This is a genomic window from Spirosoma sp., assembly GCF_048594605.1.
In the GTDB taxonomy this organism is placed as follows: domain Bacteria; phylum Bacteroidota; class Bacteroidia; order Cytophagales; family Spirosomataceae; genus Spirosoma.
Window position 1 is genome coordinate 1 of sequence record NZ_JBMDWV010000073.1, and the last position, 8,036, is coordinate 8,036.

Annotated in this window: 12 protein-coding genes; 6 read left to right on the forward strand and 6 right to left on the reverse strand. The window is 40.3% G+C overall.

The features are described from left to right. Positions 1–22: 22 nt before the first annotated feature. From ACOJS8_RS04270 to ACOJS8_RS04280, 3 genes are read right to left on the reverse strand one after another with little or no spacing between them, the layout of a single operon-like run. Positions 23–694, reverse strand: a complete 672-nt coding sequence (locus ACOJS8_RS04270) for a lytic transglycosylase domain-containing protein (protein ID WP_420147291.1) — start codon at positions 692–694, stop codon at positions 23–25. A gap of 18 nt (positions 695–712) precedes the next feature. Next, positions 713–913 (reverse strand): hypothetical protein, encoded by a 201-nt coding sequence (locus ACOJS8_RS04275; RefSeq protein WP_420147292.1) that lies wholly within the window; start codon positions 911–913, stop codon positions 713–715. Continuing rightward, positions 906–1,382 carry a transcription termination/antitermination NusG family protein gene (locus ACOJS8_RS04280; protein ID WP_420147293.1) on the reverse strand — a complete coding sequence of 159 codons (477 nt, stop codon included), beginning with the start codon at positions 1,380–1,382 and terminating at the stop codon, positions 906–908. The genes ACOJS8_RS04275 and ACOJS8_RS04280 overlap by 8 nt, the downstream gene beginning before the upstream one ends. Positions 1,383–1,696: 314 nt before the next feature. Between ACOJS8_RS04280 and ACOJS8_RS04285 the strand changes: the two genes are divergently transcribed. The 3 genes from ACOJS8_RS04285 (at position 1,697) to ACOJS8_RS04295 (ending at position 3,193) form a co-directional block, all read left to right on the forward strand. Next, positions 1,697–2,089 carry a helix-turn-helix domain-containing protein gene (locus tag ACOJS8_RS04285; protein WP_420147294.1) on the forward strand — a complete coding sequence of 131 codons (393 nt, stop codon included), beginning with the start codon at positions 1,697–1,699 and terminating at the stop codon, positions 2,087–2,089. A 205-nt stretch (positions 2,090–2,294) separates the two neighbouring features. After that, positions 2,295–2,498 (forward strand): hemolysin expression modulator Hha, encoded by a 204-nt coding sequence (gene hha, locus ACOJS8_RS04290; RefSeq protein WP_420147295.1) that lies wholly within the window; start codon positions 2,295–2,297, stop codon positions 2,496–2,498. Between the two features lie 110 nt (positions 2,499–2,608). Next, positions 2,609–3,193: a serine acetyltransferase gene (locus ACOJS8_RS04295; protein WP_420147296.1), complete on the forward strand. Its 585-nt coding sequence runs from the start codon at positions 2,609–2,611 to the stop codon at positions 3,191–3,193. 327 nt (positions 3,194–3,520) lie between these two features. Here ACOJS8_RS04295 and ACOJS8_RS04300 read toward each other — a convergent pair whose 3' ends face one another. Then, the gene (locus tag ACOJS8_RS04300; protein WP_420147297.1) at positions 3,521–3,796 is read right to left on the reverse strand and encodes a hypothetical protein; all 276 of its coding nucleotides are present in this window, start codon (positions 3,794–3,796) and stop codon (positions 3,521–3,523) included. A 276-nt stretch (positions 3,797–4,072) separates the two neighbouring features. On the opposite strand from ACOJS8_RS04300, the gene ACOJS8_RS04305 reads away from it, so the two are divergent. From ACOJS8_RS04305 to ACOJS8_RS04315, 3 genes are all read left to right on the forward strand, one after another. Continuing rightward, positions 4,073–4,354 carry a hypothetical protein gene (locus tag ACOJS8_RS04305; protein WP_420147298.1) on the forward strand — a complete coding sequence of 94 codons (282 nt, stop codon included), beginning with the start codon at positions 4,073–4,075 and terminating at the stop codon, positions 4,352–4,354. Between the two features lie 35 nt (positions 4,355–4,389). Then, entirely contained in the window at positions 4,390–4,950 is a 561-nt protein-coding gene (locus ACOJS8_RS04310) for a hypothetical protein (RefSeq protein ID WP_420147299.1), read from the forward strand. 491 nt (positions 4,951–5,441) lie between these two features. Beyond that, entirely contained in the window at positions 5,442–5,720 is a 279-nt protein-coding gene (locus ACOJS8_RS04315) for a hypothetical protein (RefSeq protein WP_420147300.1), read from the forward strand. A gap of 607 nt (positions 5,721–6,327) precedes the next feature. Here the strand turns inward: ACOJS8_RS04315 and ACOJS8_RS04320 are convergent. Both ACOJS8_RS04320 and ACOJS8_RS04325 read right to left on the reverse strand, forming a co-directional pair. After that, a complete protein-coding gene (locus ACOJS8_RS04320) occupies positions 6,328–6,843 on the reverse strand; it encodes a type II toxin-antitoxin system RelB/DinJ family antitoxin (protein ID WP_420147301.1) in 516 nt (171 codons plus the stop codon). Next, positions 6,843–6,992, reverse strand: coding sequence for a hypothetical protein (locus ACOJS8_RS04325; RefSeq protein WP_420147302.1), 150 nt, complete (start codon positions 6,990–6,992; stop codon positions 6,843–6,845). The genes ACOJS8_RS04320 and ACOJS8_RS04325 overlap by 1 nt, the downstream gene beginning before the upstream one ends. Positions 6,993–8,036: the final 1,044 nt, after the last annotated feature.

The following is an 8,036-nucleotide window of genomic DNA, read 5'->3' on the forward strand; positions in this document are numbered from 1 at the left end:
AAATGCTGACTTATTCATATAGTTAACTTTTAACATCCGTTTGTTCCTCTTGAGTTTTACCAACAGACGGTTCGCTTATGCCTTGCGTTGGTGCGCTATTGCTTTGCGTTGGAACGCTGTATTTTGGATACTGCTGTAAAACATCCCAGTCATCATACGTCGGCCGTTCTTGTCTGGGAGACTGTTCAGGTATTCCATTATCATTTAAAGCGGGAACCTTAATACCGGTTGTATTTACGGCTACCACTCTGTCTACATAGCTAGTACCGTTATTTTCCTTTACAAACCCCCTTGTATAATTACCGCTGTAGTAACATGAAAATGTCTTCAAAAGAGCCTGTTGTTCATCACCCGAACCTTTTAAGGCTCTGGCGTAACAATCTTTTAATAAATTCGAACTCATTTTCAAATTTGTACATGGAGAAAACACTGCTTCAGCATTATCGGCATCAAAATACTGGCGGTTTATCTGCCCTAGACCGATACTGAAATTAGCATTCTCCTTAACAAGCTGTTTGACAGCTGCTAACGCTTCTTCTTTCGTTTGTGGCTGGCGTTTAAGCGACTTACCTACAACTCCAATTGCCCACGGATTAAAACCAGACTCGGTTTTAACTATCCGGGATAAAGTATCAGGGGCAACATCAGGAGCGCACTGAATCGCCAGCGCCAGAAAAGTCGCTGTAGAGATCATGGCCGGACCTTTGTTTTGTTAATTGTCGCTGTTTTTGAGGATTTTCTTGTTTGCCTGCTCACCAAAATTTTCGATAAGGTATCTTACGAATGCTGACGCTGGCATGTTTTTTCTACGCTCGTAACCGATTTCTGTGCAGAGTTCTTCAAGCTTCTGTCGCGGCTCTGCTGCGATATAAACGTTATTTGAGTATTTTGCTTTCGGTTTAACTTTAGGCATTGTTGCTCCGGGATGTACGTGTAGGTAACTCCAGCATCGAAAATAAAATGTCAATGCGAACAGCTGGTTCTTCTGCTGACGTAATTTTTTCTATCTTCTTCTTCAACTCGCTGGGTAGATTAATTTTCTCTTGCGGGCGTTCAAAATGAACAAGCTTTAAGGCTTCTATTTCGGCTTGAGATATCGTTGCGATTTCGTTCCCAAATCTGACAAAATCCATCGCTCCGGGTATGCGTTTAATTGCGGTGGTATGGATATTGGCAGGGTTGAATCTTACAAAGATATAACCAGGAAACGCCGGTGAGTTTATGAGTCTGTAGGCATTTTTTTTATCGCTCCGTCGTCTACGTTCTAAAATTAATGGGCAGCAAGTTTTAAGTCCTGCTTCATTAAGGTTCTGCTGTATGGTTTTCCAATAATTCTGACGGCAGCGCAGAAGATACCAGGCATCGGTAAATGTATCCTGCATAGAGGCCTCCGAATGTCTTAAGATATTGAAATGCAATAGCTAGCGCACTGCCTCATCCCTCCAAGCAGTACGTTTATTAGAATATTTAAGATTATTAATTCCCTAAGTTTGAGGGTTGTTTGATCTTTCGTCTAATTGTTTTGATTGATCAATCCTTTTGACATTGATCGGTTTAAACGATCAAACCTATCAGGCTTTGCTGCCGATAATATTAGGCCACATTGTTAGATAAACAGCAAATTGTTAGAATTCCTATATAAAATCACAGTGTTAATACGCCTAAACTCCCTCGATACCGATTGCGGAGGAATGGCATGATTGGTAAGCGATTGAAGGCAGCACGAAAAGCGGCGCACATGACCCAGACAGAACTGGCAAAACGTGCTGGTATCGATGAACTGACCGTCAGTAGAATCTCGCATTATGAGACAGATACACACAGCCCCAACTTTCAACAAGCTTGTCGGTTTGCTGAAGTTTTGGATGTTCCTGAGTGCTATCTTTACTGCCGTGACGATGTGTTAGCTGATCAACTGTTGGCAATACATAAAAGGTACAAAAAATTCCGGTTTAATCCGTCAGAACTCAGCGAATTGGAGAGAGCAGAAAAGGAGCTTAAAATTGTACTCGAAACAGTATCATCACTCTTAAACAAAAGGACTGAAATCATGATCAACGATGAATTACCTGCGTCCTTAAAGCCGTAATCAATATCAATAAAATTTTTTGATATGACATTTTTTTATCTTTTCTCTGTTCATGAAACCAAATATCCCTATATAATCTTTACAGGTCAGTATCCGGGCTGGGACTGATTAGTAGTAGCTGTCGTTTCCAGGGGTGGTACGGCAGCTACTACGCCCTAAAATCCCCTTATCGAGAGTCCAAACACTGATAGGAATAGTCCTAGTAATGAACAAAATAGATTGGTTAATGAGGTTACGTCGTTGTAGTTGCATTAATACATTAGAGAAAGTAATCGAGCGAAATAGATACCAGCTAACTGAAGATCAGTTAGAACACTTCAACTCTGCGGCTGATCATCGTCTTGCTGAGTTAACAATGAAAAAGTTATATGATAAAATCCCCTCGTCTGTATGGCAACATGTGAAATAACAATCAAGAACTAATCGGTAGAAACCTTCGTATTATCCTACCAATACAATTAAAGTTTTTTGAATGATAGCCGTTAATAATAAAAACTACACTTGATAAAATTGAGCTTTATGATGATCGATAACAGCATTTACGTAAACACTTCTCACGAAGACGCACTTACCCACCTTAAAGAGTGTTTGAGATTAGAAGTTATAAACAGAAATGGAGAAAAGAAATTTTCCTGGTTTAAAGTTCTACATCGTGTTCTTTTTAGTCATAAAAAAAGATTTTATTTTTGGTGGAGACTAGCTAATTACATGAATCAGACACCATCCAAACGGTATCAAAAATGGGCTAGGAAGATAAATGCTAATTTGCGATGCAAATATGGAGCTGACATTAGTATCGAAGCGCAAATTGGCGAAGGTCTGAAACTTAATCATTATATTGGAATAGTAATCCGCTCTGAATGCAAAATAGGAAAGAATGCTAATATTCGTCAGAATACGACTATTGGAAGGAAAACATCCTGTGGAGTGATCGGTATGACTGTAATCGGAGATAACGTAGATATTGGAGCACATTCTTGCATCATTGGTGATGTCAATATTGGCCACAATGTCACTATTGGTGCAATGTCATTCGTGAATAAAGATGTTCCTGATAACTCGATTATCTATAATCCAGTTACATCAGTAATAAAAAGCAAGTAAATTATAAAGTTACAAAGGCCGCGCTTGCGGCCTTAAAGCAAACATGAGTTACGATTTGAGGTTTTTTTGTGGTGCTGCTCCGTAAATTTTCCCCGGTAAACCCTCCCGTAAAATCGCAGAATTCATGTAGCGCACCGCCGCGAATGTTTCCGTCCAGTTCTACTGGTAGTGGGAGATCTGACTTGGTATGATACAAATGTACTCGTAAATCCTTTTCTAAAAGTTAGCCTGGAGGAATCGATGTTATCTTTTATTTTAGCGTTCCTTTTACTGTGCTTGTTTTTCGCAGTCCTTATTCTCTTTCCATATAACAAAGTAGCTCAGTGGCTAAAAGGATATATCCACATACGTACCTTCTTTGCTGGTATCGTATTGATTGTGTTTGGTTTCATATTTGATGGTGAGCAGGCTCCAGTTAATTCTACAAATGAAATGAGCGTTATCCTTCCTCAGTATGCATCCGGTATCCATGTATTTATTATTTCCGTCGGTGTTATCTGCTTCGTGGCCTCCTTCTTTATCAGCCGCCTTTTCAGCGATAACGAATAATCCTGCGTTCTGGCGCTCGTAATCCTTGCTGAGCGTCAGAGTGTTACGCTTCATGGTCAGAGTAATGAAGGGAAGTAACGTTATGAATGAGTTAATGAAGAAACTAATATTCTGGCGAATTATGTTATGCCTTACGGCGTTAGGTAGTGTTTTCTATATTGTTAAATATGATTTTGATGTTGTTTTCATGATGATGCTTATAGTTTTTGCTATGATATATTGCACAACACAAACGATAAAAAGTTTGCTTAAAAAACAAATCGAGGTGCGGTAGAATGAGAATTAGCCTCACAATTAATGCCCAATTACAATAGCAATAAGGAGTATTATATGAGTCAGCGCTGGTTTGAAGTAAAAAGCAATGAAGGAATTGTTGAGGTTATGCTTGGCTGGGACGCTCCTCTTCAGTGGTTCCACATGTGCATAGATTTCAGTATTCATTCATCGGAAGATCCCCTCTATACCAATCTTGCTGAACCTGATCCTTATTCTGTAACTCTCGAATACCTACAGTCTGTTTTGGAAAGTTTTGAAATCAAAGAAATTGAGATTAAACCGGGAACAACAGGACTGTACGAAGAGTTATTGAAAGACAGAGAATTAAATCGGTGAACGCCTAATTAGAATTTGACTCAGGAGATCTATAAATGGATTATGGGATTAAATTATCATCTATCATTATCATGCTTGGGGTCAGTTGTGCTGTGTCTGCTGTCGGATTTCCTATTGTCGATCCCTGCGCACCAATAAAGATTTCTAAAAGTGATATTTATAGTTGTGATAGTAATGGTAATGCGCTGGAAGAAGGTAGCGCCATGCGCTATAAAAATCAAACCGTGATTTGTCACAACGATAATCTATGGGCTGACGGGAAAGCGTTAAGCTTTGTGGATGTAACTTCGGAATTTATTGGTGAAGCTATAAAAACTCAAGAGGATATGAAATCCAATGATAATAGTGTTGACGTTATTAATATTAACGCTATTTATAAAAATGGTTTACAGACTATTAAATTTAGAAGTGTAGACAATACTTGCGAATACTACGGTAAATCTCAATCTGTTAAAGATGAAGTAAAAGTGATAGCCGTTACACACAAGGTTTGTAAAAATATTGACACGTCAGTGAATATGTTCGCTCAACTACATTCACCAATAAATCTTGATTCTCAATGGGTTCCAGCTGGTTCAAAATGGACACTCAAATAACTAACACGCCACAAAATGTTGCATGTGCCTAAATGTTATATGAATTGCTGGCATTCTGTCAGTTTCAGCTTCGCGGCCATGCTCAATAATGCTGGCGTATCTTCCTCTCCGGATGCACAGCCGGTCGCAGAACTGCTGGCAAACCGTACCTGTTACGTAATCCTCTCACCACACTGGACGTTAAGGCTGTTTTGTCTATTGAAGATTTCGTGGCTCTAGCCGATACTATCAACTACGAGCTTACCAGCAGCCATGCGAGGTACATGTGATTAGGGCTATCCTTATTGCCATACTGTTTTACAAACTTATCGAATATACGAGTAATCTCGATCCGGCAACAGTTATGCTCGTGATTGCTTCATGCTTCATGGTTATTATCCCGATAATGTTAGTTCGGGAAAGCTATCTGGAACGAAAAAAATCGTCCCATACATAGTCTAGTTAATCAGGTCGCGCCAGCGGCCTTTTTTATGTTGCATAATGGAGATTACATGTATCAGAAAACTATTGACTCAATTCAAACAGAGCAAACGACCAGACAACATTTAAACGCCTTAAATGACATCTATATAAATGAAAACACCACTGATAGTGTATTAAAGTCAAAAATTCAGGATGTGGGTATACTACTTAAAGGGATTCTTGATTCGATCAATAAGAATAAAAATATTGATGCAAGAAAAGCCGACAGAGAGGAAAAATTTGTTCTAGCTGATAGTGAACATGACTCAGTGATCAAGCTCAGCACCTACTGTAAGAGCAGATTATAGCGTGTTGAATTGCTGGCATTCTGTCAGCTGCAGCTGCGCGGCCACGCTCAAAAATGCTGGCGTAATTTCCTCTCCGGATGCACAACTGGTCGCAGAACTGCTGGCAAATCGCCGTCGTTACGTAATCCTCTCGCCACTTTGGACGTTCAGGTGTTTCTGTCCATCTTTTAGATGCGCAGAGCGCATGGGAGGCGTTCCACGCCGGAAGCCCCGCAGCGCTATCGAGGACTCAGAAAGCATTACGGCCTCGGCCGTAAAATTCTCCGCACTGCCAAGCAGGGGTTACGGCCAGCCTGTCCAGCTGCCACAAAAAAGCCGCTTTCGCGGCTATTATATTCTCAAGCTAACGAGTCTAAACGGTTATGTATATAAATATCATAGCCAAGCTTGCACAATACATATAAAAAAGAATTCTTAGCAAGTAATTTATTTTACTAATATTGATTATAGTATAACCTATTATTGGTGATGCAGCCATTATCAAAGAAATAAAAAATGATTCAAAACTGCTTCCATTCATGCGGAATAGTATTGTGAAAATTGAGACAGAAAGTAATATTGCTAATAAAAGCCTGACATTAATATGTTTTCCCATGTTTTTACCCTGTTAATTAAATTTTCCAACTTTCCATAGTTTATCGACTTCTGCATTTAGATTGGCATACTCTTCTTTAGTCACTTTGAAGAATTTTTTACCATATCCAAAATTAGTGAAGTTTCCACATATCAGAATAGATTTTTTTAATGCGGCAGATAAATCACTGAGTTCTACATTTTCATCAACCAATTGCAGTTTTCGCTGCATGGAGGTATGAAGCTTATTTAAAAGCTCGTAATTATATAGAAAATCCTGGCCTTCAATATTTTCACAAATCTCTATGCTTTGTAAAACCCTTTTCAGAATCGTTCTGCCTTCATGGAAGTGTAAGTATACTTCCTTTTCCAGTTCGATATGTGTTTGAATCATTTTGGTAGTGATAAAAGGCAGACGTTTGTTTTCAGCAATATACTGATACAACAGGGTGATTGCCTGTGTTGGTGTCGTTCCTGCAAGTAGCATCGCTTCATCGGCGCTTTGCTTGAGTTCTGCGTCAATACGCACATTCACGTTTACCGTTGCCATTATTCCCCCCCTTTCTCCGTGATCTGACGAAAGAAGCGGAACGTCAGATATAATGCGGTGTACCCTGCCGTAATAGTAAGGAGAGGATTTAATAAATGGCCGTATACGGCATAGAGTAAGCCCTGTGTTTCACCCATAAAATCTTTCATGCGTGTGACACTTTCGGTTGTAAATCTGGACTGGAAGTAAATTCCGTACACTGCCAGAGTGTACCAAAATGCTATTACCGCTTCGGATATTTTTTTACGGGGCTTTGACCAACGATATTTCATTACTTGTCACTCCGGTTACTGAATAAATCAATCTGTTTTGCACGGTCGTTATATATCCGTGCGGTTTCCTCGCGACGGATTCTGTCCTGTTCGGCATAGAAATCACAACGCCGCTGATAGTCGCCGTTATGCTTCTCTAGCTGGCGTCCAGTGATAAGAATAACGTTCCTGTCGTCTGAATTTCATATCCGGCTCCCGGTAATCGTAAAGCGGAGTTGCGTTACAGATTATAATAGCGCCAGTTGTCGAAGGCGTAAAGCAAGTTTGCGTTACGTTTTACGATTTTTTGTGGTGCTGCTACGTTAATTCTCCCCGGTAAACCCTCCCGCCAAATCGCAGATTTCACGTAGCGCACCGCCGTTACTTACTCCATCAAAAATACTCATCGATAAATTTTGCACCGAAAACAACCTAAGTAACTGTAAAACAATAATTCTCTATCGCGCAGGCAACGAACTGCAGCTGATGGCCAACATCCGGAACGACTACGACCGCGCCAGATATTTTGAACAAGATTTCCCTAGCTCCCGACACCATCACTCCGCCGTTCACCGCCCGGAGCACTGCCACATGGTGGATGCTGGCATACATCCGACTTGTCACACTATCAAAGCTCGCTGAGTTGATCCTGTTTTGACGCTCCTACGTGAATTCTGGCCGGTTATACCCCTCAAAATCTTTCAGAATTCACGTAGCGCACCTTATGCTTGAAACCAGTCAAGCTAGATTTCAGCCATATTTTTGCAAAGTTGATAAAATAAAAAGAGTGCTTCCATACGCCACCAGAAACGCTCAGCAAGGCGTTCAGGTGGTAGTTAGAGCAAAAGTAAGGGTGAGAAACAAGCCCTCTTAGAATGGCTCCTGTGAATTATTTTAGCGAATAGGGCTTTACATGCGCATGAACTGATGTAAGGTAAATAG

Bases quoted from the DNA above. Each gene is read 5' to 3' on its own strand.
- ACOJS8_RS04320 (WP_420147301.1), bottom strand. From the start codon at position 6,843: ATGGCAACGGTAAACGTGAATGTGCGTATTGACGCAGAACTCAAGCAA.
- ACOJS8_RS04280 (WP_420147293.1), bottom strand. From the start codon at position 1,382: ATGCAGGATACATTTACCGATGCCTGGTATCTTCTGCGCTGCCGTCAG.
- ACOJS8_RS04325 (WP_420147302.1), bottom strand. From the start codon at position 6,992: ATGAAAGATTTTATGGGTGAAACACAGGGCTTACTCTATGCCGTATAC.
- hha (WP_420147295.1), top strand. From the start codon at position 2,295: ATGAACAAAATAGATTGGTTAATGAGGTTACGTCGTTGTAGTTGCATT.
- ACOJS8_RS04300 (WP_420147297.1), bottom strand. From the start codon at position 3,796: ATGAAGCGTAACACTCTGACGCTCAGCAAGGATTACGAGCGCCAGAAC.
- ACOJS8_RS04285 (WP_420147294.1), top strand. From the start codon at position 1,697: ATGATTGGTAAGCGATTGAAGGCAGCACGAAAAGCGGCGCACATGACC.
- ACOJS8_RS04295 (WP_420147296.1), top strand. From the start codon at position 2,609: ATGATGATCGATAACAGCATTTACGTAAACACTTCTCACGAAGACGCA.
- ACOJS8_RS04310 (WP_420147299.1), top strand. From the start codon at position 4,390: ATGGATTATGGGATTAAATTATCATCTATCATTATCATGCTTGGGGTC.
- ACOJS8_RS04305 (WP_420147298.1), top strand. From the start codon at position 4,073: ATGAGTCAGCGCTGGTTTGAAGTAAAAAGCAATGAAGGAATTGTTGAG.
- ACOJS8_RS04275 (WP_420147292.1), bottom strand. From the start codon at position 913: ATGCCTAAAGTTAAACCGAAAGCAAAATACTCAAATAACGTTTATATC.
- ACOJS8_RS04270 (WP_420147291.1), bottom strand. From the start codon at position 694: ATGATCTCTACAGCGACTTTTCTGGCGCTGGCGATTCAGTGCGCTCCT.
- ACOJS8_RS04315 (WP_420147300.1), top strand. From the start codon at position 5,442: ATGTATCAGAAAACTATTGACTCAATTCAAACAGAGCAAACGACCAGA.